Consider the following 24,513-nt stretch of genomic DNA (forward strand, 5'->3'; position numbering starts at 1 on the left):
GGACGCATTCAAACTGTAGGCGCTGGCGTGCCAGCGATAGCGATCAAGCCGGTGTCTTCTTCACCCGCAACGCCTTGGCCTTCGCCTCCACCCCCAGGTACATCACCAGCGCAATCAGCAGCGGCACAATAAAATAGATCGCCCGGTACGCAATCAACCCGGCGAGCAAACTGCCCCGTGACGCCTCATGCTGCAGCAGTGCAATAAACACCGCCTCCAGCACGCCCAACCCGGCCGGTATATGGGTGAGCACCCCGGCAATCGCGCTGATCAACAGCACACCCAGTACCAATGGATAGTCGAGTTTCGCCGGCAGCAGGGTGAAGATCACCGCCGCCATCAGCGACCAGTTCAACGCGCCCAACAGCAACTGCAGGCACGCCATGCGCACCGACGGCAGGTTGATCTCCATGCCGCGAATGGTCCACGCGCGTTTCTTAGAAAACTGGCAGGCCACCAGGTAACCCAGGCTGGCCAGCACCAACAGCGCGCCGATGCCTTGCAGAGCCGTGGTGCTGACTTTCCACCCCGGCGGCATGGTGACCAGCCCGCTGCTGAATACCACTCCGGCGATTGCCATATAGCCGAACCAATTGGTGGCCAGGCTCAGTCCGAGGATCTTGGCGATATTGCCGGTGCTCACCCCCAGCCGCGAATACAGCCGGTAACGCATGGCGATACCGCCGACCCACGCGCTCAGGTTGAGGTTGAACGCGTAGCTGATGATGCCCACGGGCAGGATCTGCTTCCACACCAGGTTTTGGCGAATGTAGGTGCGACCGATCAGGTCGAAGCTGGCGTAGACCAGGAAACTGCACAGCGTCAGCGCGCTGGCGATCACCAAGGTGCGCACCTTGAAGTCGCCCAGGGTCTGCACCACCTCGCTCCAGTCGATGCGGCGTGCGAGCAGGGTGAACAGGACGATCAGCACCAGGAAGAAGGCGATGGTCAGCGGTTTTTTCCAACGCTTGAATCGCGAACCTTGGGTTTCAGACGTCATGGTGCTGGGCCTCAAACGGCTTGAGTCGCGGTTTGTGCGCCGGCAGCCAGCCCGTCAGCGCAGGGAAGTGGCGCATCACATGGAACACCAGGAAACCCACGGTCAAGCGCCACAGCCACAGGCGCGGCTTGCGGTTCTCGGGCATGGTCTGGCAGTGGTTCTTGGCCAGGGTTTCCAGGCGTTCATACAGCTGCTGATTGAACGCCCGGTCACGAATCAATACGTTGGCTTCCAGGTTCAATGCCAGGCTCAGCGGGTCGAGGTTGCTTGAGCCCACGGTGCTCCAGTCGTCATCCACCAGCGCCACCTTGCCGTGCAGCGGGCGCTGGCAATATTCGTGAATCACCACGCCATCCTTGAGCAGGTAGTCGTAGAGCATGCGTGCCGCCAGTTTGGCCAACAGCACGTCGGGCTGACCCTGCATGATCAGTTGCACCTGCACGCCACGGCGCGCGGCATTGCGGATTTCCCGCAGCAGGCGGTAGCCGGGGAAGAAATACGCGTTGGCGATCACCGCGCGTTTTTGCGCTTGGCTCAGTGCATGGATATAGGCTTCTTCGATGTCATCGCGGTGCTGCACATTGTCGCGATAAATCAGGCGCACCTGGCCGTCGCCTTTGTCGGTGGACCACAGCGCAGGCCGTTGCTGGCGCCGCCGCCAGCCCCGACGCGTACGTGGCTGGCGGCCACTTTGTGCCAGGGCGAAATGATGCAAGTCCGCCACCGCCGGGCCAATCACGCGTACCGCGTAATCCTGCTTGGCTTCGGGGCCGTAATCACCCAGGTGGTCGGCGGAAAAATTGATCCCGCCGATGAAGGCGACCTCGGCGTCCACCACCACGATCTTGCGGTGCAAGCGGCGAAACCAATTGGTGCGAATGCCCAGCGTCTTGGAGGCCGGGTCGAACATCTGCACGGCCACCCCAGCCTCGGCCAGCTCGCCGAGAAATGCCGGGCTCAGCTCGCCGCAACCAAAGCCATCCAGGCTCACCACCACTTTCACGCCGCGCTGCGCGGCCTCGATCAGAATGCCCTGCAGTTCATGGCCCACCTTGTCCTCGAAGAGGATGAAGGTCTCCAGCAGAATCTCGCGCCGGGCCTCGCGCAGGGCTTCGAAAACCTTGGGAAAGTACGCCTCGCCGTTCTCCAGCAACTCGACCTGGTTGCCGCTCTGCCAGCCGTAATCCAGGTCGCGGGCCTTGGCCTCGTCGGGCGGCTGATCGGTGGAAATATGCTCAATGGCCACGTTCATAGCTCGATCTCCACCGACAGCGGCACATGGTCGGACAGATGGGACCAGGGCCGCGTCGTCAGCACACGGGGGTTATGCACCTTCAAGTTTCGTACGTAGATGCGGTCCAGCGGCAGCAACGGCAGGCGCGCTGGGAAGGTGCGCGCGGGTTTGCCCAGGGTTTGCACGAATACTTCCTTCAGGCCGCTCTGGCTCAAGTCGGCCTTCTGGCGCCAGTCATTGAAATCGCCAGCGACAATCAGCGGCGCGTCGGCCGGGATCTCGCTGATACGCTGCTCGATCAGACGCAATTGCTGTTGGCGATGCACCTCGCGCAAGCCCAGGTGAATACAGATCGCATGCACCTCCTGGCCGGTGCCCGGCAGGCGCAGCACGCAGTGCAACAGGCCACGGTTTTCATGGCCGCTTTGGGAAATATCCAGGTTGTCGTGGCGCACGATCTGGAATTTCGACAGCAGCGCATTGCCGTGGTCGCCGTGGGGGTAGACCGCATTGCGGCCATAAGCGAACTGCGGCCAGATGCTGTCGGCCAGGAACTCGTATTGCGGCATGTTTGGCCAGTCGCTGAAGCGCTGGGGGTGACGCTCGTGGGTGCCGTGGATTTCCTGCAGGAACACCATGTCGGCGCCCACGCTGCGCACCGCTTCCCGTAGCTCGGGCAGGATGAAACGTCGATTCAGGGCGGTGAAGCCCTTGTGGATATTGACCGTCAGCACCGTGAAGCGTGTGATGGCGACGCTGGGGGTGATGGGCACCCAGTCGGGTATCGCAGCCATGGTTGCTCCTGTGAAAGAAGGGGGGCCAGGCCCCCGTTTATGGCTGACTACGATTTTTGGCCGAAAGTTTCCACCTTTCTACAGACGGCATTAACCAACTGTGGAGCGGGCTTGCCCGCGATTACGGTGTGTCAGTCGCTGAATGATTGACTGACCCACCGCATTCGCGGGCAAGCCCGCTCCCACATTGGTTCAATGGTGGGAGCGAGTCAGTGCCCGGCCACGACCCGGGGCGACGACTCGGCATACACCGGCCCCAACCGATCAAGTCGGCCACTCCAGGCGGTCAGTGCCAATGCCACCAGCACCACCAGCCCACCGATCCAGGCGGTGTGAATCAGGCCCATATGCGCCACGATCAAGCCGCCGCCCCAGGCGCCTCCGGCGATCCCCAGGTTGAACGCGGCGATATTCAGCCCCGAGGCCACATCCACCGCTTGCGGCGTGTGATGCTCGGCCTGGCGCACCACATACACCTGCAGGCCCGGCACGTTACCGAAAGCGACCGCACCCCACACCAGCACGGTGGCCAGGGCCAGCCAGGGGTTGCCGGCGGTGAAGGTCAGCACGAACAATACGGCGGCGAGCAGGGCAAAGATGATTTTCAGCGCGCTGATCGGGCCGCGTTTATCCGCCAGCTTGCCGCCCCAGATGTTGCCGGCGGCCACCGATACGCCGTACACCAGCAGCACCAGGCCCACGGTGCTGGCGCTGAACCCGGAAATATCCTGAAGGATCGGCGCCAGGAAAGTGAACGCGATAAACGAGCCGCCGTAGCCGATGGCCGTCATGGCGTATACCAGCAGCAAGCGCGGTTGCTTGAGCACCTGCAGTTGTTGCAGCAAGGACGCGGGTTTGCTGTGGGCGATGTTGTTCGGCACGTAAATCAGGCTGCCGATAAACGCGATCACACCCAGCGCCGAAACGGCGAGGAAGGTTTCACGCCAGCCGAAATGCTGGCCGATAAACGTACCCAGCGGCACGCCGGTGACCAGCGTGACGGTCAGGCCGGTAAACATGATCGCAATCGCACTGGCGGCTTTTTCCTTGGGCACCAGGCTGGTGGCGATGGTCGAACCAATCGAGAAAAACACGCCGTGGGCCAGGCCGGTGACGATCCGCGCCAGCACCAGGGATTCATAGCTCGGCGCCTTCCAGGCCAGCAGGTTGCCGAGGGTGAACAGCACCATCAGCGACAGCAGCAGGAATTTGCGCGGCACCTTGCCGGAAAGGGCCGTGAGCACCGGCGCGCCGATGGCCACGCCCAGGGCGTAGAGGCTGACCAGCAGGCCGGCGGAGGGCAGGTCGACGCCGAGGTCGGCGCCAATGGTGGGTAGCAAGCCAACGATGACGAACTCGGTCGTCCCGATGGCGAAAGCGCTGAGGGTCAGTGCGAGCAAGGCAATGGGCATGGCTGCAACTCCGGTGGGTTTCAATCAGGAGCGCAGTGTCGGGGGTCGGCTGTTGCTGAAAAAGCCAGGGATTGGCATTTGATATTTGCCTGCAAGTCAAAGATGCCGCAGAAGGGGAACGATCAAGGCTCAAACCCGTCAGTTCCTTACAGACCCTGTTGAAGGAGCCCGGTGTTTTGCTGAACCTAAAGACTGCATTACTGCTCGGCGCACTGCTGTTTTGCGGCAGCGGCGCACTGCAAGCCGCGGCCACCGCGCCTGAACCCGAAGCGCCGGCCAAGCCGGAGTTGTTGGTGGAGGGCGGGCTTCTCGGGGCGATCAGTTCCAGCATCGATGACGTGCAGCAGAAGCTGGACCTCAACCAGAACTTCATTGACGAATGGCGCCTGCGTGCAGACCGGGCCGCCAACGAAGTCGGGCGGCTGGTCAACCAAACCACTGAGCGCTCGCCGTGGAGCGTCGCCGGGGACTTTTTGTTGCTGTCCGGTGTGTGGATCGGTGCCTTTACGCTGTTGACGTTACTGGGGCGTGTGATTGTGCGGCGCCTGGGGCATCGCACGTTTTTCGAACGGCGCCACCGCCTCCACTCCGTGCTGGGCTACGTAGTGCCTTACACACTGCCGGCGCTGGTGTGCCTGCCGCTCACGTTGTATGTCAGCCATTTTCTGCCCACCTCCGTGGGGCGCGCGCTGGCGCTGTGTTTTGCCTACGCCACCAGCAGCGGTATCTTTTCCACCTCGATGCTGCTGTGCGTGATCGTCATGTTCAATGTCGGCCACAAGCGCCCGGCGGTGCAGATCATTCGCGACTACTGCCCCAAGCCGCTGTTCCTGATCGGCTTCCTCGCCGCCCTCAGCGACGCCTTGACCAGCCCGCAGATCGCACGCCAATTGGGCGGCAATATCACCAGCAGCATCGCGGTCTTCACCGGCCTGTTTGCGACGGTGATCTTCGGTGTGCTGGTGGTTCGCCTGCGCCGCCCGGTCGCCCACTTGATCCGCAACCGGCCATTGGCCCAGCGCCTCAAACACCCGGCCTTGCAGCAATCACTGCGCATCTTTTCGGGGCTGTGGTACTGGCCGATCCTGCTGATGGTGCTGGTCTCGGCGATCAACCTGATCGGGGCCGGCGACGACAACCAGAAGGTGCTGCGCTGTGCGTTGTTCACGACGATCTTGCTGATCGGCACGGTATTCCTCAGCACGGTACTGCAACACCTGTTCAAATCCCGCAGCCAAGTAGCGATCCAGCGCAGCAGTGCCTACAAAGAGCGCTTCCTCAGTCTGCTGCATGCGCTGTTGCGCATCGTAATGGCGGTGGCATTTATCGAGGTTCTCGGACGCATCTGGGGCGTGTCGTTGTTTGAATTCGCCGAGCGCAACTCGATTGGCCGCGCGATCAGCGACTCGCTCAGCAGCATCGGCCTGATCCTGCTGATGACCTGGCTGTTCTGGGTGGTGCTCGACACGGCCATCCAGGAAGCATTGAAACCACCGGTCAACAAACGCTCCAGCCGCCAGCCCAGCACGCGGGTCAAGACCATCCTGCCGCTGCTGCGCAATGCGGTGAAAATCATCCTGGTGGTGATTTGCGCGATCACCACCATGGCCAACCTGGGTATCAACGTTGCGCCGCTGCTGGCAGGTGCCGGGGTGGTCGGCCTGGCCATCGGTTTCGGTTCGCAGCAACTGGTGCAGGACGTGATCACCGGCCTGTTCATCATCATCGAAGACACCCTGTCCATTGGCGACTGGGTGGTACTCGACTCCGGCCACGCCGGCACGGTCGAAGGCCTGACCATCCGCACCTTGCGCCTGCGCGACGGCAAGGGCTTTGTGCACTCGGTGCCGTTCGGGCAAATCAAGGCGGTCACCAACCAGTCGCGACAATTCGCCTACGCGTTCTTCTCGGTGCAGTTCACCTACGACACGGACGTGGACAAGGCCGTGGAGTTGATCCGCGAAGCAGGGCAGTCGATCCGCGATGACGTGTTCCTCAAGTACAACCTGCAAGGGCCGCTGGAGGTGTTTGGCGTCGACAAAATGGACCTTAACGGCGTGGTACTCACTGCGCAGTTCCGCACCGTGTCGGGCGGGCAATATGCGGTGAGTCGTGCGTTTAACCAGCGGTTGAAAAAGCTTGTGGATAACTGTGATGAGGTGCACTTCGCGCAGACTTATCCACAGCAGGTGCTGTTGCCCAAGCGTACGCCGCAGGTGGATGAGCCGGACGAGGAAGCACCGACGTCGGTGGTGTTGACGGAGCAGCCCAGGCCTCAATAAGTGATGTTGACGGTTGAGCCCTCATCGCAGGCAAGCCAGCTCCCACACTTGGAATGCACGCCCATGTGGGAGCCGGGCCTGCCCGCGATGAGGGCAGCAGGGTCAATACAGGCTCAATGCCGGATCAATTTTTCCTGAATCACCTGCTGATCCACCTCCAGCAACACCTGCTGCTTACCCGCGACCATCACCGCTGCCGGCAACCCGTCCCGGTACACAACTCGATTGCCACTCACTGCCGGCACTTTGCTGCCTGGCAACAGCGTGCCCACCAGGTTCAACGGATCCGCGCCACACACCGCTATCAAACTCCCATCATGGGGCCGACGCCGCACTTCACGCAGCAATGGAATCGCCTCCGGCAACGCAAACTGCTCTCCCGCCAAGCCACTCACAAACCGTCCGCCACGAATCTCCCCGCGCGCTTCCAGGCGGTGAAAGGTGCGCAGCAATTCGCGCCAACTCGGCAGCCATTCGGCCTCGCGCTCCAGCAGGCGCCAGAACACCACGCCATAGCGGCGCAGCAGGGTCATCGCCACATGCTCCAGGGTTTCGGCCGAGTGCGGGCCGGCGGCAGTCGACGGGCGCCGGACCAGCGCCCAGCGACCCGCATCGTCCATACCGCCCACAAACGCCCCGCGCCCACGCCGGCTGCTGCGTGCCTGGCGTTTACTGGCGGGGGTGGTCAGGGCGCGCAGGCCGGCGAAGCTGTCGGCATTCACCAACCCGGCGCCTACCAGTTCCTGCAAGGCGGTTTCCAGTTCACTGCGCAGCAAGTGGGTTTCGTGCACCAGTTCATCAAAAAACAGCGCGCCGTGATCGCGCAGTGCCTGGTGCACCTTTTGCGCCTTGGGCGACAGCGTGGTGGCGTCAGTGAGTTCGGTGAGGCCGCTCCACAGCCCCACTTGGCTGCGTGGCAGCAACACTACCGGCGTGCTGCGCAACGCGATGGCGCTGGTCTTGTTGCTCAAGCGCGTCCACACCAGCTTGCCGCTGCGGCACAGCTCGTCAAGCCAGATGGAGGAATAGTCCTTGAGGCGCGCACTGAGCAGGTCGCTGTCCCAGGCGGACGTGGCAGCGGCATAGCCTTCAAACTGTCCGACGATCTGCGGCAACATCGCGCTGCCCTGGCCACGGGTGCTGTCGGACACGTGCTGCCAATCGAATAGAAAACGCATGAAGTCCTGCAACGCCACCGGCTCGATTTCCCGGCGCAGGCGCTTGACCGTGTAGCGATGGATGCGCGCCAGCAGGTGGCGTTCGCACCATTGCTCCTGGGTGGCGCCAGGGCTGAAATGCCCGCGCAGCACGTAGCCTTCCTGCTCCAGGCGGGCGAGCGCCTGGGTCACATCCGCCACCGGCAAGGCCAGGGGCGCGGCGATCTCGATCAGGCTCAGCGGGCCGAACCCACCGAGGCGCGCGCGCAGTACTTCGGTCACGGCCTCCTCAACGGTCCAGGGCTCATCGAAACCGGGCAGCAACGGCACATCGCCGGGGTAGATTGTCTGCACACAACTCAGGCGTTCAACCGCGACCCACAGGCGGGTGTGCAAGTGAGTGTGCAGTTGATAGGCGCGACCACGCTTGGCCAACGCCTGCAGCCACTGCGCCCATTGCGGGGTGACTTCGTTGCTGGCGATGCACGCCAGGCTCATCAGCGCCTCATGCATTTCATCTAGCCCGTTGGGCGCCGGCCATGCTTCCTCGCGCACGCCAGCGATGGCCTCCGCATCCAGGGCGCCGAGGTCGTCGGTGCTCTGCGGGTCGCTCCAGCGCCGGTTGAGCACGGCCTGGGTGCGCCGTTCTTCCAGCGGCGCATCGTCGAGAAAGGTGTAGGGCCGCGCGCTGAGAATTTCTGCAGCCATGGGGGAGGGCGCCGGCAGGTCGCGGCTGATCAGGCGCACGTCGCCGCGCTCCATGCGCCGCAGCAGGGCCAGCCAGGCGTCGCTGTCCATGGCTTCGTGCAGGCAGTCATCGAGGGTTTGCTCCACCAATGGATGCTCGGGCACTTCGCGCTCGCCAGCGAGGTTTTCCAGGCAGGCGATCTGGTCGGGGAACACGCTGGCGATCAGGTCTTCGCTTTTCATGCGCTGGATCTGCGGCGCAACCTTGCGTCCACCGGTGTAGCGCGGCAACGCCAGCGCCACACCGGCATTCCAGCGCCAACGCACGCCGAACAGCGGCGCATCCAGCACAGCCTGGATCAGGATGTGTTCGGCGCTGTGGCTATTGAGGTAACGCCACACCTCATCCAGCTCGAAACTGTGGCTGGTGGACAGTGACAGCACGATTGCATTCTCGCTGGCGGCCGCCTGCAATTCGAAATTGAACGTACGGCAGAATCGCTTGCGCAGGGCCAGGCCCCAGGCGCGGTTGACGCGACTGCCGAACGGCGTGTGGATGATCAACTGAGTGCCGCCGGACGCGTCGAAAAACCGCTCCATGATCAACGTGTCCTGGGACGGCAACGCACCCAGGGCCAAGCGCGTGCGCGCCAGGTAATCGAGGATCTGCTCGGCGCTGGCGCGGTTCAGGCCGAGGGGGCCGGTGAGCCAGTCCTGTGCGGCGTGCAGCTCGCCGGGCGTAGCGCTGAGCAACGCGTCCAGTTGGCCCTGGAGGCGCGCCACCGCCGCCGACAGTTCGTTGCTGCGCCCCGGCGCTTCACCGAGCCAGAAGGGGATGGTCGGCGGCTGGCCATGGGCGTCCTCGACCCGCACTTTGCCGGCGTCGACCCGCAGAATTCTGTAGGACGTGTTACCGAGCTGGAAGATATCCCCGGCGATGCTTTCCACCGCGAAGTCTTCGTTGACGCTGCCGATGTTCAGGCTCTGGGGTTCGAGCAATACGCTGTAGTCAGCGTTGTCAGGGATGGTGCCGCCACTGGTCACGGCGGTCAGCTTGGCGCCCCGCCGGCCGCGTAGGGTGCGCGTCAGCGCGTCGCGGTGCAGGTAGGCGCTGCGGATACCCTGGCGCCCGTTGTAGCCCTCGGCGAGCATCTGCAGCAGCGCCTGGTAGTGGCGTTCATCCAGCGTGGCGTAAGGTGCGGCGCGGTGGATGAGGTCCAGCAACGCCTGCTCGGACCATTCCTGGGCGCTGACCTCAGCGATGATTTGTTGGGCCAGTACATCCAGGGGCGCCACGGGAATGTGCAGCGTGTCGAGTTCGCCGCGGCGCACGCAGTCGAGCAGGGCGGCGCATTCGATCAGGTCGTCGCGGGTGGTGGCGAACAGGCGTCCCTTGGGCGTGCCGCCCACCTGGTGCCCGGAGCGGCCGACTCTTTGCAGAAAACCGTTGATGGAGCCGGGCGAGCCAATCTGGCAGACTAGGTCCACATCGCCGATATCAATCCCCAATTCCAGGGACGCTGTGGCGATCAGCACTTGCAGCTCGCCGCCCTTGAGGCGCTGCTCGGCGTCCAGGCGCATTTCCTTGGCCAGGCTGCCGTGGTGGGCGGCTACCGCGGTTTTGCCCAGGCGCTCGCTCAAATGCCGGGCCAGGCGTTCGGCCAGGCGCCGGGTGTTGACGAACACCAGCGTGGTGCGGTGCTCGCGCGCCAGTTCGGCGAGGCGGTCGTAGACCAGCTCCCACACATCGTTGGCCATCACCGCCGAGAGCGGCACGGGGGGCACTTCGATATCCAGATCGCGTGGGCGGGCGTGGCCAATATCCACAATCGCGCATGCCCGGCCACTGCCCACCAGGAATCGCGACACCGCGTCGATGGGCTTTTGCGTGGCCGACAAGCCGATGCGCATCAGCGGCCCGGCACACAGGCCTTGCAGGCGTTCCAGGCTCAAGGCCAGGTGGCTGCCCCGTTTGCCGGCGGCGATGGCGTGGATTTCATCGACGATCACCGTGCGCGTGCTGGCGAGCATCTGGCGACCGGAGTCCGAGCCCAGCAGCACATAGAGCGATTCCGGGGTGGTCACCAGGATATGCGGCGGGCGCTTGCGCATCTGCGCGCGGTCTTTTTGCGGGGTGTCGCCGGTGCGCACGGCGGTGCGGATGACCAGCGGCGGCAGGCCGAGGTTCTGCAGGTGCTCAGTAATCCCCGCGAGGGGGTTTTGCAGGTTGATCTGGATGTCGTTGGACAGCGCCTTGAGCGGCGACACGTAGACCACCAGGGTTTCATCCGGCAACTCACCACCGTGGGCCAGGCCTTGGTGGACCAGGTCATCCAGTACCGCCAGGAACGCCGTGAGGGTCTTGCCAGAGCCAGTGGGCGCGGCGATCAGGGTCGATTGGCGCTGGCGGATCAGCGGCCACGCCTGTGCCTGGGCGCCTGTCACCGAAGGGAACGTGCTGCGGAACCAGGTGCTGACAGCGGGGTGGAAGCCGTCCAGGACCGTGTCCGTGGATTCAGGTAGGTTCATGCCTTACGTTATGCGGCCGGCTACAACAAGTTGCAACCCCGCACTTTATCCGTGACGGTTGCGCTACAAACCCGCAAAATGCAACGATTCTGACAAATACCTAATAACCTTCGTTCCACACAGACCGGGCCTGCTCAATCTATGCGAATGCGCCTTATGTTACTGGGCGGCGGGAATGCCCTCGGGCAGGCGCTGATTCGCCTCGGTGCAGAGGAAGACATCGGTTTCCTCGCCCCCAAACCGCCCAAAGACGGCTGGGATGCCGCGAGCCTTACCCAACTGCTCGACGACACCCGTCCCGATGCGTTGATCAACCTCGCCTACTATTTCGACTGGTTCCAGGCGGACGTGGTCAGCGAAACCCGCCTGGCCGCCCAGGAGTTTGCCATCGAACGCCTGGCCGAACTGTGCCAGCACCACAACATCACCTTGCTGCAACCGTCCAGCTACCGCGTGTTCGATGGCTCCCGTGCCACCGCCTACAGCGAAAAGGACGAGCCGGTGCCCCTGGGCCTGCGCGGCCAGGCGTTGTGGCGAATCGAACAGAGCGTACGCGCTACCTGCCCGCAACATGTATTGCTGCGGTTCGGCTGGCTGCTGGATGACAGTGTCGACGGCACCCTCGGGCGCTTTTTGGCGCGGGCCGAGAAGCCGGATGAATTGCTGATGGCCGACGACCGTCGCGGCAACCCGACACCGGTGGACGATGCGGCGCGGGTGATCATCTCGGTGCTCAAGCAACTTGATTGCGCCGCGCCGCTGTGGGGCACGTACCACTACGCCGGCCACGAGGCGACCACGCCGTTGGCGCTGGGCCAGGCGATCCTCACCGAAGCGCGCAACTTTCACCCGCTAGCGATCGAATCCCCCACCGCTCAGGCCCACGCGGCAAGGCCGGATGCCAGTGAAGAGCCGCAACACGCGGTGCTCGCCTGCAAGAAAATCCTCCACACCTTCGGCATCAAGCCACGGGCGTGGCGGGCGGGGCTGCCGGCGTTGCTGGATCGGTTCTACCGCCACGGCTGATCGGGCGCACAAAACCAATGTGGGAGCCGGCTTGTGTGGGCGCCGGGCTTGCCCGCGATGCAGTCGCCTCGGTCTACCCATTGCACCGAGGCGTTGCTATCGCAGGCAAGCCAGCTCCCCCACAAGCCGGCTCCCACATGTTTGGTTGGCCGCGTTTATTGGCGCCTAGTTAGAACTTGTAGCCAATACCCACCATGTAGACCATCGGGTCCACGTCCACATTGACCTTGGCGCGAGTGCCCGGTGCCACGCCGTTGTTTTCCACGGTGGCCTTGGTGCTGATGTCGATGTAGCGCGCCTGGGCGTTGATCATCCATTTGTCGTTGATCATGTAGTCCGCGCCGATCTGCGCGGCCCAGCCCCAGGAGTTTTCAGCCTTGAAGTTGCTGAAGCCTGCACCTTGGGCACGGCTGCCGACGTGTTCGTCGTAGATCCAGGTGTAGTTGATACCGGCGCCCACGTACGGTTGGAAGGCCGACTTGTTGTCCAGCGGGTAGTACACGACGCTCAGGGTCGGCGGCAGGTGTTTCAGCGTGCCGAGCTTGCCGTTGGCCGGGCTCAGTGCAGTGCCCTTGATCTTCACATCATGTTCGAAGGGCGTGGCGGCCAGCAGTTCAATACCGACGTGGTTGGTCAGCATGTAGGCGAAGTTCAAGCCCAGCTGGGTGTCGCTGCTCATGGTCGCCTTGCCGCCCAGGTTGGTGCCGGCCAGTGGGCCCTGGTCAACTTTGACGTGGCCGCTGTCCGCCTTCGGGTTCACGGTGATTGCACCGGCGCGCACCAGAATGTCGCCCGCTTCGTGAGCGTGTGCAACGGGGGCGACGAGGGCGAGCGCGAAGAGGGACGCGCCGAGCAGAGACTTGTTCATGGGAGCTCCAAAGGACGTTTAAAAGTTGTAGGTCCAATGGTAAAGATCGTTCCGCCCGGTCTTTTGACTCAGCTCAATGAAAGGTCGATCAGCGTCATTCCGGCAATTCGTACATGTAAATTTTCTCGGCCTCCATCTGGTAACCGGCGTCGGCCAACTCGCTGGTGGACGGTTTGACCTGCATCGCGCCTTCGATCCAGTACGGCTGGTACAACTCATCGAGCTTCACGCCGATTTCGCTTTTGACATGCACGATCTGGTTCGACGGTGGCGGCGGCACGTGGATGCACGCGCCGAAATACGGCACCAGTAGAAACTCGGTGGTGCGGCCTTCTTCGCTGACTTCCAGCGGCACGATGTACCCCGGCAAACGTATGTGCTGGCCATCGAGGCCCTGCACCACCGGCGCATTGGGCAGGTCCTGCTTGGCCGCGGGCGCCGATTCCAGGGCATCCGCCATGCTGGAGAGATTGTGCAGTGGTTGCATGTTCGGCACTTCTGGCGGGGCATCCGGCGGTATCAGTTCCGACCACGTCAGTTCTTTAGGCTCGGCAGCCCAGGCGGGCAGGGCAAGCAGCAGCAACAGTGCAAACAGGGCGCGACGCATCAAGGCCTTCCTCATAAACGTATGGACAGGCCGTCGGCCAGGGATTGTCGATAGGCGCGCCACGCGGGCACGCTGCCCATCAACAGCGCGGCCGCCAGGATACCGGCGAGCAGCGTCCATTCATATTCGCTCGGCCACGACATCGGCAGGTCCAGGCCGTAGTTGGCCTGCAGGTACCCGCGCGACGCGGCGATGCACACATACAGCAACCCCACGCCGGCGATCACCCCGGACAGCGCCAGGGCGAAGGCTTCAAAGATCAGCAGCGTCGCGATGTGCCACGGCCGTGCGCCCACCGAACGCAGGATCGCCATCTCGCGACGGCGTTCGTTGAGGCTGGTGAGGATCGCTGTGAGCATGCCGATCAAGCCGGTGAGCACCACGAACAGTGAGATCACGAACAGCGCTTTTTCGGCGGTGCCCATCATGCTCCACAGCTCTTGCAGCGCCACGCCGGGCAGGATCGCCAGCATCGGCTCGCCACGGAATTCGTTGATCTCCCGCTGCAGGGCGAAGGTGGAAATCTTGTTGTTCAGGCCGAGCATGAACGCGGTGATGGCCTGTGGGGTGAGGTCCATGTTGCGAGCCTGGTCGGCGCTGATGCGGCCTTTGCCCTGGGCCGGCACGCCGTTGTGCCAGTCGATATGGATCGCTTCCATGCCGCCGAGGCTGATGTGCAGCGTACGGTCCACCGGCGTGCCGGTGCGTTTGAGGATACCGACCACGGTGAAGGGTTTGTCATCGTGTTTCACCAGGCTGACCACTGCCACGCCATGGGCCAGCACCAGTTTGTCGCCGAGTTTGTAATGCAATGCGTCGGCGACTTCTGCACCGAGCACCACTTCGAACGGGTCAGTGGCGAAGGCGCGGCCGCTGGCCAGTTCGAGGTTCTGCTTGCGGCCGTATTGGTAGTGCTCGAAGTAGGATTCGTTGGTGCCCATCACACGGTAGCCGCGATGGGAGTCGCCGAGGGAAATCGGGATCGCCCATTTCACCTGGGGGCTGGCGGCGAAGTGTTCGAAGCTGTCCCAGCGGATGTTGTTGGTGGCGTTGCCGATGCGGAACACCGAGTACAGCAGCAGGTTCACCGAACCCGAGCGGGCGCCGACGATCAGGTCGGTGCCGCTGATGGTGCTGGCGAAACTGTTGCGCGCCTCAACGCGCACGCGCTCCACGGCGAGCAACAAGCAGACTGAAAGCGCGATGGCGAAGGCGGTGAGGATCGCGGTAAAGCGGCGGTTAGCCAGGCTGGCCATGGCTAGACGGAACAGATACATCTCAAACCTCTGCGGGCGTGGCGGCGCGATTGAGTTCGGCCAGCGACAGGTTGCGGTCGAACAGCGAAGCCAGGCTCTGGTCATGGCTGACAAACAGCAGGCTGGCGCCGGCTTCGCGGCATTCGGCGAACAGCAGTTGCAGGAAGGCTTCGCGGGCGTCGTAGTCCAAAGCCGAGGTGGGTTCGTCGGCGATCACCAGCTCCGGTTGGCCGATCAACGCACGGGCAGCAGCCACCCGTTGCTGCTGGCCGATGGACAGCGAGTCGGCGCGGCGTTCCAGCAGGTCTTTGTCCTTCAAGCCCAGGTGCGCCAGTAACGCCGCAGCGGCCTGGTCGACACTGCCGTGGCGCTGCTTTGCGCGTTGCGCACGCAGTTTGGAGAAATGGCAGGGCAACTCGACGTTCTCACGCACCGACAGGAACGGCAGCAGGTTGAACTGCTGAAAGATATAGCCGGTGTGGTCGACCCGGAAACGGTCGCGCGCACCGGCCGAGAGGTCGGTCAGCTCCTGGCCGAGCAGGCGGATGCTGCCCCGGCTGGGCTTCTGCACACCGCCGAGCAGGCCCAGCAGCGTAGTTTTGCCACTGCCGCTCGGGCCCTTGAGGAACAGTGTTTCCCCCGCTTCCAGACGGAACGCGGGGATGTCCAGCAACTGTGGGTGACCGGGCCAGTTGAAGCCCAGGTCAGACAGTTCGATCAACGCTTGAGTCATGAGAAATCAATATCGCCTGCGGCTAGAAAAGGGCACCAATCACTGTAGGAGCCGGCTTGCCGGCTCCTACAGGTTCCAATCAGAACTTCAGGGTAGCGGCTTGTGCGGTTGCTTCCACACCTTGCTGGCCGCTCGGGCCGATCAGTTGTACCTGAATTTTCTGGGTGGCGGGGAAGGTCTTGAACACCTGGGTCAGGTCAAGATTGCCCAGGGCCGTCGGTGTGGCGCAGGTGAACTGGTAGTGGGCGTGGATTTCACTGTGGTCGTGATGGTGTTCGTGGGCGCCGTCTTTAGCGTCATCATCATCGTCGTCATGGTCGGCTTCGGGTTTGTCGCCGAACAGCGGACTGTTGAGTTCCTGGCTGCTGACCACACAACCGGCGGCTTTAGGCAGGTTGAACAGGGCGACAGGGTTCTCCAGCTGTTTGCGTGCAGCGGCGACCTTGACTTTATCCGCCGGGGTGGTTGCCAGGTGTTCAAAGCCCACCAGGTTCATTGCCGGGCTGTCCAGTTCCAGCTCCAGGGCTTGGCCGTCGAGTACGGCGTTAAGGCGGCCGACGCCATGCTCATGGGCACCGAGGCTGCCGTGTTCATGGTCGTGATCGTGATCGTCATGAGCATGGGCAACCGCCAAGGGCAGCAGGGCAAACGGCAAAGCAAGCAATAGACGGCGCATGAGAAAGCTCCAGGACATGAAAGTTTTGTTATGTGATCTTATAACAATATGCCGAGAGTTTGACCGCCCGCTTGGCGTTGCGCAAGCCGCGTGGGAGCATGCCTGTCAGAAAACTGCGGGAGTAGGGACGATGTTGCGAATTCGTGGAACCGTCGGCGACCTGCCGGTGGACTTGACCCTGGAGCTGGACGACGGCGATTGGGCGCGACTGGGTGCACAATTGCAGGCGACGCCTGTCGCCAGTGCGGCTACCGCGCCCGTGGCTCCGGTCAAACACAATGATGACCTGTGGCAAGGCGCGCAAGACCTGTTGCGCAAGGCCGGACAACTCAGTGGCCTGGAGCTGCTTGACCAGTTGGAAGGCTTGGCCGGCGACGCCTCGGCGGGCAAGCGCCTGTTGGTGCGCCTGCGCCACAGTGCCCACGTGAAGGTTGCCAGCGGCGGGGATACGCCGCTGTACAGCTGGGTTGGCGATTAGTACAACGCGGCGAACAACTTGCGGCGGTACACGGTCACCAGCGGGTGGTCGTTGCCCAACAGTTCGAACACCTGCAGCAAGGTCTTGTGTGGCAGGCCTTCGCTGTAGCTGCGGTTGCGGATGAACAGCTTGAGCAAGCCTTCCAGCGCCGCGTCGTATTGCTGGCGCGCCAGTTGCTGGATCGCCAGCTGATAGGCCGCTTCGTCGTCCTGCGGGTCTTGCGCCAGGCGGCTTTTCAGGTCGGCGGCGTCCGGCAGGTCGGCAGCCTGGCGCAGGAAGGTGATCTGCGCCTTTGCCCCGGCGAGGGCGGCCCTGTGATCGTCGCTCTTTACGGCGTCCAGCACGGTCTGGGCTTCGCCCAATTCACCGCGCTCGGCCAGGCAGCGGGCGTACAGGATCAACGCGGCGGCGTTGGTGTTGTCTTCGCCCAGCAGTGTTACCAGCACAGCTTCGGCATCGCTGATGCGGCCTTCGGCAAACAGCGCCTGGGCCTGCTCCAACGGATCCGCCGCAGCCGGTGGCGGCATCTGCACATGCGGTTCGAGCATTGCCCGCACCGCCGACTCCGGCTGTGCCCCGGCAAACCCGTCCACTGGCTGGCCATCCTTGAACAACACCACTGTCGGCAGGCTGCGAATGCCAAAACGGGCCACGATATCCTGCTCGGCTTCGCAATCGACCTTGGCCAGCAGCAACTCGCCCTGATAACTCTCGGCAATCTGCGCCAGCAGCGGCATCAACGCCTTGCACGGCGCGCACCACTCGGCCCAGAAATCCACCAGCACGGGTTTTTCGAAGGAGTTCTGGATCACTGCCTGGTCAAAGTTGGCGGTGGTGACATCGAAGATGTACGGCGTGGGCTCACTCATGGGGCGTCTCGAATAAAGCGGGAATGGGGCAACTATAAGGGCTGGCGAGCCTGGCTGAAAGTGCGGTGGATTCGGCACCGCTTTCGCGAGCAAGCCCGCTCCCACAGGGGGAATGCGGTCACATGTGGGAGCGGGCTTGCTCGCGAAGGTCTCACGAGCGCCGCGAATGGTACAGACTCACCTTGCGAAACTCCCAAGGCTCCGCCAGATCCGGCAAGGTCAGCGCATCAAGAATCGCCAGCCGCTGGTAATCCGGGTGCTGAAAGTCGCGCACGCGCGAATCCGCCACCAGCGCTTCGCGGCCTCGGGTCAGGAACTGGTCGAGCAGTGGCAGGTTCGCGCGGTCGTAGAGCACGTCGGCGACCAGGATCAGGTCGAAGCGGTCGGCTTCAGCGAAAAAATCGGCGCAGTAGCCCAGCTCCACGTCGTTGAGCGCGGCATTCGCCCGGCAGGCCGCCAAGGCCAGCGGGTCGAGGTCGCAGGCCACTACTTCCAACGCGCCGGCTTTGACCGCCGCAATCCCGGCCACGCCGGAGCCGGCGCCAAAATCCAGCACGCGCTTGCCGGCGACCCACTCGGGGTTCGCCGCCAGGTACCGCGCCAGCGCCAGGCCGCTGGCCCAGCAAAAACTCCAGTAGGGCGGTTCATGCAGGATGCGCCGGGTTTCTTCGGGGCTGAAGGCGCGGTCCATGTTGTCTGCATCCAGCAGCCACAACGACAGCTCGGTGCCCGGCAATGGGCAGGGCACCAGCTGCGCGTCGCCGATCAGTTCGCTCAGGGCCGCCTGCAGGTCCAGCGGTGGCGTCATGGTGCCTTGACGAGTTGCAGGGGGCCGGTGGTCTGGGTGATCGCTTGGGTGATGCGCACGGCGGGCAGGTGCAGGATCAACTGGCCGGACTGGCTCGCGCGCCCGCGCAATTCAATCCGCGCACCGGCCGGGAAGGCCTCTGGGTTAAAGCGCAGGCGGAAAGCCAGGGGCTGGCCGTTGCCGGTCAGCACGCTGCTGGCGAGCAATTGCTGTGGGCGCGAACGATCGTCGATCACCAGCAGGGCCATTTCGACTTCGGCACCGGCCGGAATGTTGGTCAGGCTGCCGCTGATTTCCCGCTGGAAGGCGGGCAGGGGGCCGAGGTCTTCGATGCCGGGGACTTTTTTCTCTTGTGCCGGGGTAGGTTGAGGTGCCGCTGGCTTGGGGGCTTCGCTGCTGCAGGCGACCAGGACACTGAACAGGGTGAGCAAAACAAGTGGTCGTAACTGCATGTACGGCTCCAGAAAGGACAAAATCCGTGGCTTAAAAAATATGAAACATAATAGTCAGCCTATATACCGTAAAGGCTATGGCTTGTCTTGCCACGGGGATGCGCTACCATGGCCCTCCCTTTATTTGTTGCCTGCCAACCATGCACTGTCCCTTCTGCGGTGCCAACGACACCAAGGTCATTGACTCGCGTCTGGTCGCCGAGGGCGATCAAGTGCGTCGCCGGCGCGAATGCCTGGCCTGCGGTGAACGTTTCACCACCTTCGAAACTGCCGAACTGGTGTTGCCGCGCCTGATCAAATCCGACGGCAGCCGCCAACCCTTCGACGAAGAAAAACTGCGCGCCGGTATGCAGCGCGCCCTGGAAAAACGCCCGGTGAGTGTCGAGCGGCTGGAGGCGGCGCTGGTGCATATCAAGCACAAGCTGCGTGCCACCGGTGAGCGCGAGGTCAAGAGCCTGGTGGTGGGAGAGTTGGTGATGGGCGAGCTGCAAAAGCTCGACGAAGTCGCCTATATCCGTTTCGCTTCGGTGTATCGACGCTTCCAGGACCTCAATGAGTTCCGCGAAGAGATCGACCGCCTGGCCCGTGAGCCTGCCAAAGAATGAACCCGCCTTCTGCCGAACAAGCTGTGCTCGACGCCCATTACATGGCCCGCGCCCTCGAACTGGCGCGCAAGGGCCGGTACACCACTCACCCCAACCCCCGGGTTGGCTGCGTGATCGTGCGTGATGGGCAAATCGTCGGCGAAGGCTGGCACGAGCGCACCGGCGAGCCCCATGCCGAGCCCAATGCCTTGCGCGCCGCCGGTGCCAAGGCCCGTGGCGCCACGGTGTACGTGACCCTCGAACCGTGCAGCCATCACGGGCGTACGCCGCCCTGCGCGGATGCGTTGGTCACGGCGGGAGTCGCCCGCGTTGTGGCCGGCATGCAGGACCCGAACCCCGAAGTGGCCGGGCGTGGCATGCAGCGTTTGGCACAAGCCGGTATCGAAGTGCGCAGCGGCGTGCTGGAAGCCGAAGCCCGCGCGTTGAACCCGGGGTTCCTCAAACGCATGGAGCACGGGTTGCCCTTCGTGCGGGTCAAATTGGCGATGAGCCTGGACGGCCGCACCGCGATGGCCAGCGGCGAAAGCCAATGGATCACCGGCCCCGCCGCCCGCGCCGCCGTGCAGCGCCTGCGCGCCGAGGCCAGCGTGGTGCTGACCGGCGCCGACACGGTGCTGGCCGACGGCGCACGCCTGACCGTGCGCGCCGCCGAACTCGGCCTGGATGAAGCCACCACCGCCCTGGCCATGTCGCGTCCGCCGTTGCGCGTGCTGATCGACGGCCGCCTGCGTGTGCCGCTCAACGCGCCCTTCTTCAAGGCTGGCCCGGCGTTGGTCATTACCTGTGTTACGCCGGAAAACCAATTCCCCCGTGGCCCCGAGTGCCTGGTGGTGCCGGGCGTCGATGGCCAGGTCGACTTGCGTGCTGCCCTGGTGGCGCTGGCCGCCCGTGGCGTCAACGAAGTATTGGTGGAAGCCGGCCCAAGCCTGGCGGGCGCATTTGCCCAGCAAGGCCTGGTGGATGAGTACGTGATATTCATCGCCGGCAAGTTCCTCGGTTCCGCCGCCCGGCCTTTGCTGGATTGGCCGCTTGAGAAACTGGCCGACGCCCCCCAACTCAAGATCACTGAAATGCGCGCTGTGGGCGACGACTGGCGAGTCACTGCCATCCCGCTTCTACCAGCGAGCGTATAATTCTGACCGGGCGCTCAAGTGCCCGTCCCGTTTTTCCAGGAGAAGGCCATGTTCACCGGCATTATCGAATCCATCGGCAGCATCCGCGCCATGACCCCCAAAGGCGGCGACGTGCGCCTGCTGGTTGAAACCGGCAAGCTCGATCTGGGCGACGTCAAGCTGGGCGACAGCATCGCCGTCAGCGGCGTGTGCCTTACCGTCATCGAGTTGCCGGGCAATGGCTTTGCTGCCGATGTCAGCCGGGAAACCCTGGATTGCACCGCGATGAACGACCTCAAGGCCGGCAGCCCGGTGAACCTGGAAAAAGCCCTGACCCCGACCACCCGCCTTGGCGGTCACCTGGTCAGCGGCCATGTCGACGGCGTCGGTGAAGTGGTCGCGCGCAGCGAAAACGCGCGTGCCGTGGAATTTCGCATCCGCGCGCCTAAAGAGCTGGCCAAGTACATCGCCCACAAAGGCTCGATCACCGTCGACGGCACCAGCCTGACCGTGAACGCCGTGAACGGCGCCGAATTTGAACTGACCATCATTCCCCACACCCTCAGCGAAACGATCATGGCCTCGTACCAGCCGGGTCGCCGAGTGAACCTGGAAGTGGACTTGCTTGCCCGTTACCTGGAGCGCCTGTTGCTGGGCGAAAAGGCCGCAGAGCCAGCATCCGGTAACATCACCGAAAGTTTTCTGGCCGCTAACGGCTACCTGAAATCCTGACCAAGGGGGTGCCGCGTGGCGCTCAATAGCATCGAAGAACTGGTTGAAGACATCCGCCAAGGCAAGATGGTCATCCTGATGGATGACGAAGACCGCGAGAACGAAGGCGACATCATCATGGCCGCCGAGGCCTGCCAGGCCGAGCACATCAACTTCATGGCCAAGCACGCCCGCGGGCTGATCTGCATGCCCATGAGCCGTGAGCGCTGCGAATTGCTCAAGCTGCCGTTGATGGCGCCGCGCAATGGCTCGGGTTTTGGCACCAAGTTCACCGTGTCCATCGAAGCCACCACGGGTGTCACCACCGGGATCTCCGCTGCTGACCGCGCGCGCACCGTGCAAGCCGCCGCTGCAAAAGACGCCAAGGCCGAAGACATCGTCAGCCCCGGCCACATCTTCCCGCTGATGGCCCAGCCGGGTGGCACCCTGGCGCGCGCCGGCCACACCGAAGCCGCCTGCGACCTGGCGCGCATGGCCGGGTTCGAGCCAAGCGGCGTGATCTGCGAAGTGATGAACGATGACGGCACCATGGCCCGTCGTGCCGAACTCGAAGCCTTTGCCGCCGAACACAACATCAAGGTGGGCACCATTGCCGACCTGATTCACTACCGCATGATCCACGAACGTACCGTTCAGCGGATTGCCGAGCAGCCACTGGACAGCGAACTGGGCCAATTCAATTTGGTGACCTACCGTGATTCAGTCGAAGGCGATGTGCACATGGCCCTGACCCTGGGCACCATTTGCGCCGAAGAACCGACCTTGGTGCGTGTGCACAACATGGACCCACTGCGTGACCTGCTGCTGGTCAAGCAACCGGGCCGCTGGAGCCTGCGCGCCGCCATGGCTGCGGTCTCCGAGGCCGGCAGCGGTGTGGTGCTGTTGCTCGGTCACCCGTTGGATGGCGACGTATTGCTGGCGCATATCCGCGAAACGGCTGACCACGCGCCGGTGAAAAAACCGACCACCTACAGCATCGTCGGTGCCGGTTCGCAGATCCTGCGTGACCTGGGCGTGCGCAAAATGCGCTTGATGAGTGCGCCGATGAAATTTAATGCGATATCCGGTTTCGACCTGGAAGTAGTAGAATACGTGCCCTCCGAATAAAGGCTGGCGATTTTCGCCCCTTGTTCGCGGTTCAAATATCACTAAGGGACGCGTCATACACGCGTCCCGGCTCTTTAAGAGATTTGTCGAATGACCCTGAAGACCATCGAAGGTACCTTCATCGCCCCCAAAGGCCGCTACGCCCTGGTGGTTGGCCGCTTCAACAGCTTCGTGGTTGAAAGCCTGGTAAGCGGTGCCGTGGACGCCCTGGTTCGCCACGGTGTGAGCGAAAGCGACATCACCATTATCCGTGCCCCTGGCGCCTTCGAAATTCCACTGGTTGCGCAGAAAGTTGCTCAGCAGGGTGAATACGCGGCAATCATCGCCCTGGGCGCGGTCATTCGTGGCGGTACCCCGCACTTCGAATACGTTGCAGGCGAATGCACCAAGGGCCTGGCCCAGGTGTCCATGGAATTCGGCGTGCCCGTCGCTTTCGGCGTGCTGACCGTGGATTCCATCGAGCAAGCCATCGAGCGTTCCGGCACCAAGGCCGGCAACAAAGGTGCTGAAGCTGCCCTGTCCGCCCTGGAAATGGTCAGCCTGCTGTCGCAGTTGGAGGCCAAGTGATTTCCGACGAGAGCGACAACTTCAACCCGCGCGAGCCACGTCCAGCCGATGCTGGCAAGCCTTCCAAGAACGAGAAGCGTCGCGCTGCTCGTCAGTTGGCGACCCAGGCGCTGTACCAGCGCCACCTGGCGGGCGCATCGTTGAACGAAATCGAAGCACAGTTTCGCGTCGACAACGATTTCACCTTCGCCGACCTGCCGTACTTCCACGACATCCTGCACGGTGTGCATGCCCACCTGACCGAGATCGATACAGCCCTGGCGCCTTGCCTGGACCTGACCATCGAAGAGCTGGACCCGGTTGAGCTGTGCGTGATGCGCCTGTCGGCCTGGGAGCTGCTGTATCGCGTCGACGTGCCGTACCGCGTGGTGATCAACGAAGGTATCGAACTGGCGAAAGTCTACGGTTCGACCGACGGCCACAAGTTCGTCAACGGCGTGCTCGACAAGCTGGCCCCGCGCCTGCGTGAAGCCGAAGTGAAGGCGTACAAGCGCTGAATCGCGCTTGAAACCTGAATGGGCGAGTTTGAGCTGATCCGCAACTACTTCGCCGCCGCGCCCTGTGCGCAAGGCGGCGAAGGCATTGCCCTGGGGATCGGCGATGACTGCGCCTTGCTGGCGCTCCCTGCCGGGGAGCAGCTGGCGATCTCCACCGACACATTGGTGGCCGGGGTGCATTTTTCCGACCCCTGCGACCCGTTCCTGCTGGGCCAACGTTCTTTGGCCGTGGCCGTCAGCGACCTGGCCGCCATGGGCGCCCACCCTCTCGCGTTTACCCTTGCCTTGACCACACCGACCGTCGATGCCGATTGGTTGCAACGCTATGCCCAAGGGTTGAACCTCATGGCGCAACGCTGCGGCGTGGGCCTGGTGGGTGGCGACACCACCCGTGGGCCCTTGAGCCTGACCCTGACAGTGTTTGGCCGTGTACCGGCAGGGCAAGCCTTGACTCGCAGCGGTGCGCGACCCGGCGACCTGGTGTGCGTTGGCGGTGAACTGGGCAATGCTGCCGGCGCCTTGCCGCTGGTGTTGGGCCTGCGCAGCGCCGACGCGGCGGTTGCCGATCCATTGCTGGCCCATTACTGGTCGCCGCAGCCGCAATTGGCCTTGGGGCTGGCACTGCGCGGCAAGGCGACGTCTGCGATGGATATTTCCGACGGGCTCCTGGCCGATTGTGGGCATATCGCTACGGCGTCCAAGGTCAGCCTGCTGATCGAACGCCAGCGCGTGCCATTGTCCCAGGCGCTGCTGGCGTTTGTCGGCGATGACGAAGCGCGCGTGGCGGCCCTGAGCGGCGGCGACGACTACGTGCTGGCCTTCACCCTGCCACCTGTCGAGTTGGCGCCATTGCTGGCCGACGGCTGGCCGATCCATGTGATCGGCCGGGTCGAGGCGGGGCAGGGCGTGACCCTGCTTGACGCCACTGGGCAGGACATCACGCCGGCCATCCGTGGCTACCAGCATTTTAGCGAGACGCCCTGAATCGGCGAGCTGCGCTACCCTCTATAGCGTTATCACGGATG

23 protein-coding genes are annotated in these 24,513 nt (G+C 63.4%); 10 read left to right on the top strand and 13 right to left on the bottom strand.

From position 1 onward, the window contains the following. Positions 1-43: 43 nt before the first annotated feature. The 4 genes from KHP07_RS27210 to KHP07_RS27225 all read right to left on the bottom strand — a co-directional run bounded on the left by KHP07_RS27210 (position 44) and on the right by KHP07_RS27225 (position 4,440). The gene (locus tag KHP07_RS27210) at positions 44-1,000 is read right to left on the bottom strand and encodes a lysylphosphatidylglycerol synthase domain-containing protein (RefSeq protein ID WP_078050390.1); all 957 of its coding nucleotides are present in this window, start codon (positions 998-1,000) and stop codon (positions 44-46) included. Beyond that, the gene (gene clsB / locus KHP07_RS27215) at positions 990-2,252 is read right to left on the bottom strand and encodes a cardiolipin synthase ClsB (RefSeq protein ID WP_078050389.1); all 1,263 of its coding nucleotides are present in this window, start codon (positions 2,250-2,252) and stop codon (positions 990-992) included. Before clsB ends, KHP07_RS27210 begins: the two co-directional genes overlap by 11 nt. Then, a complete protein-coding gene (locus KHP07_RS27220) occupies positions 2,249-3,028 on the bottom strand; it encodes an endonuclease/exonuclease/phosphatase family protein (protein WP_078050388.1) in 780 nt (259 codons plus the stop codon). Before KHP07_RS27220 ends, clsB begins: the two co-directional genes overlap by 4 nt. A 209-nt stretch (positions 3,029-3,237) precedes the next feature. Beyond that, positions 3,238-4,440 (bottom strand): MFS transporter, encoded by a 1,203-nt coding sequence (locus tag KHP07_RS27225; protein ID WP_214498367.1) that lies wholly within the window; start codon positions 4,438-4,440, stop codon positions 3,238-3,240. Between the two features lie 176 nt (positions 4,441-4,616). Here KHP07_RS27225 and KHP07_RS27230 point away from each other — a divergent pair, with 176 nt between their 5' ends. Next, the gene (locus tag KHP07_RS27230; RefSeq protein ID WP_214498368.1) at positions 4,617-6,722 is read left to right on the top strand and encodes a mechanosensitive ion channel family protein; all 2,106 of its coding nucleotides are present in this window, start codon (positions 4,617-4,619) and stop codon (positions 6,720-6,722) included. A 113-nt stretch (positions 6,723-6,835) separates the two neighbouring features. On the opposite strand, the gene KHP07_RS27235 is transcribed toward KHP07_RS27230, so the two are convergent. Then, positions 6,836-11,095: a DEAD/DEAH box helicase gene (locus KHP07_RS27235; RefSeq protein ID WP_214498369.1), complete on the bottom strand. Its 4,260-nt coding sequence runs from the start codon at positions 11,093-11,095 to the stop codon at positions 6,836-6,838. Between the two features lie 141 nt (positions 11,096-11,236). Between KHP07_RS27235 and KHP07_RS27240 the strand changes: the two genes are divergently transcribed. Next, the gene (locus KHP07_RS27240; protein ID WP_214498370.1) at positions 11,237-12,121 is read left to right on the top strand and encodes a sugar nucleotide-binding protein; all 885 of its coding nucleotides are present in this window, start codon (positions 11,237-11,239) and stop codon (positions 12,119-12,121) included. Between the two features lie 169 nt (positions 12,122-12,290). Here KHP07_RS27240 and KHP07_RS27245 read toward each other — a convergent pair whose 3' ends face one another. From KHP07_RS27245 to KHP07_RS27265, 5 genes are all read right to left on the bottom strand, one after another. Further along, entirely contained in the window at positions 12,291-12,989 is a 699-nt protein-coding gene (locus KHP07_RS27245) for an OmpW/AlkL family protein (protein ID WP_016978527.1), read from the bottom strand. A 94-nt stretch (positions 12,990-13,083) separates the two neighbouring features. Beyond that, positions 13,084-13,596, bottom strand: a complete 513-nt coding sequence (locus KHP07_RS27250) for a DUF3299 domain-containing protein (protein WP_078050383.1) — start codon at positions 13,594-13,596, stop codon at positions 13,084-13,086. An 11-nt stretch (positions 13,597-13,607) separates the two neighbouring features. Beyond that, positions 13,608-14,873, bottom strand: coding sequence for an ABC transporter permease (locus KHP07_RS27255; RefSeq protein WP_078050382.1), 1,266 nt, complete (start codon positions 14,871-14,873; stop codon positions 13,608-13,610). Between the two features lies 1 nt (position 14,874). Continuing rightward, complete coding sequence (locus KHP07_RS27260) at positions 14,875-15,585, bottom strand: ABC transporter ATP-binding protein (RefSeq protein WP_099491104.1); 711 nt, start codon at positions 15,583-15,585, stop codon at positions 14,875-14,877. A 79-nt stretch (positions 15,586-15,664) separates the two neighbouring features. Then, positions 15,665-16,261 carry a DUF2796 domain-containing protein gene (locus KHP07_RS27265; protein ID WP_214498371.1) on the bottom strand — a complete coding sequence of 199 codons (597 nt, stop codon included), beginning with the start codon at positions 16,259-16,261 and terminating at the stop codon, positions 15,665-15,667. Between the two features lie 130 nt (positions 16,262-16,391). Between KHP07_RS27265 and KHP07_RS27270 the strand changes: the two genes are divergently transcribed. Further along, positions 16,392-16,739 (top strand): hypothetical protein, encoded by a 348-nt coding sequence (locus tag KHP07_RS27270; RefSeq protein WP_078050379.1) that lies wholly within the window; start codon positions 16,392-16,394, stop codon positions 16,737-16,739. Here KHP07_RS27270 and trxA read toward each other — a convergent pair. The 3 genes from trxA to KHP07_RS27285 all read right to left on the bottom strand — a co-directional run bounded on the left by trxA (position 16,736) and on the right by KHP07_RS27285 (position 18,868). Next, a complete protein-coding gene (gene trxA / locus KHP07_RS27275) occupies positions 16,736-17,608 on the bottom strand; it encodes a thioredoxin (RefSeq protein ID WP_214498372.1) in 873 nt (290 codons plus the stop codon). The two genes, KHP07_RS27270 and trxA, sit on opposite strands and share 4 nt — an antisense overlap. Before the next feature lie 151 nt (positions 17,609-17,759). Continuing rightward, positions 17,760-18,416, bottom strand: a complete 657-nt coding sequence (locus KHP07_RS27280) for a class I SAM-dependent methyltransferase (protein WP_099491102.1) — start codon at positions 18,414-18,416, stop codon at positions 17,760-17,762. After that, entirely contained in the window at positions 18,413-18,868 is a 456-nt protein-coding gene (locus KHP07_RS27285) for a YbaY family lipoprotein (protein WP_214498373.1), read from the bottom strand. The genes KHP07_RS27280 and KHP07_RS27285 overlap by 4 nt, the downstream gene beginning before the upstream one ends. A 140-nt stretch (positions 18,869-19,008) precedes the next feature. On the opposite strand from KHP07_RS27285, the gene nrdR reads away from it, so the two are divergent. The 7 genes from nrdR to thiL all read left to right on the top strand — a co-directional run bounded on the left by nrdR (position 19,009) and on the right by thiL (position 24,472). Beyond that, complete coding sequence (nrdR, locus tag KHP07_RS27290; protein WP_010206843.1) at positions 19,009-19,473, top strand: transcriptional regulator NrdR; 465 nt, start codon at positions 19,009-19,011, stop codon at positions 19,471-19,473. Beyond that, complete coding sequence (gene ribD / locus KHP07_RS27295; protein ID WP_078050376.1) at positions 19,470-20,606, top strand: bifunctional diaminohydroxyphosphoribosylaminopyrimidine deaminase/5-amino-6-(5-phosphoribosylamino)uracil reductase RibD; 1,137 nt, start codon at positions 19,470-19,472, stop codon at positions 20,604-20,606. The genes nrdR and ribD overlap by 4 nt, the downstream gene beginning before the upstream one ends. A gap of 48 nt (positions 20,607-20,654) precedes the next feature. Beyond that, a complete protein-coding gene (locus tag KHP07_RS27300; protein ID WP_005791849.1) occupies positions 20,655-21,317 on the top strand; it encodes a riboflavin synthase in 663 nt (220 codons plus the stop codon). A gap of 15 nt (positions 21,318-21,332) precedes the next feature. Continuing rightward, positions 21,333-22,424, top strand: a complete 1,092-nt coding sequence (gene ribBA, locus KHP07_RS27305; protein ID WP_078050375.1) for a bifunctional 3,4-dihydroxy-2-butanone-4-phosphate synthase/GTP cyclohydrolase II — start codon at positions 21,333-21,335, stop codon at positions 22,422-22,424. A 90-nt stretch (positions 22,425-22,514) separates the two neighbouring features. Next, positions 22,515-22,991 (top strand): 6,7-dimethyl-8-ribityllumazine synthase, encoded by a 477-nt coding sequence (ribH, locus tag KHP07_RS27310; protein WP_003176356.1) that lies wholly within the window; start codon positions 22,515-22,517, stop codon positions 22,989-22,991. Next, positions 22,988-23,488 (top strand): transcription antitermination factor NusB, encoded by a 501-nt coding sequence (nusB, locus tag KHP07_RS27315; protein ID WP_010206836.1) that lies wholly within the window; start codon positions 22,988-22,990, stop codon positions 23,486-23,488. Before ribH ends, nusB begins: the two co-directional genes overlap by 4 nt. An 18-nt stretch (positions 23,489-23,506) precedes the next feature. Then, positions 23,507-24,472 (top strand): thiamine-phosphate kinase, encoded by a 966-nt coding sequence (thiL, locus tag KHP07_RS27320; protein ID WP_214498374.1) that lies wholly within the window; start codon positions 23,507-23,509, stop codon positions 24,470-24,472. Positions 24,473-24,513: the final 41 nt, after the last annotated feature.

Source organism: Pseudomonas sp. VS40, assembly GCF_018587885.1.
Taxonomy (GTDB): domain Bacteria; phylum Pseudomonadota; class Gammaproteobacteria; order Pseudomonadales; family Pseudomonadaceae; genus Aquipseudomonas; species Aquipseudomonas pergaminensis.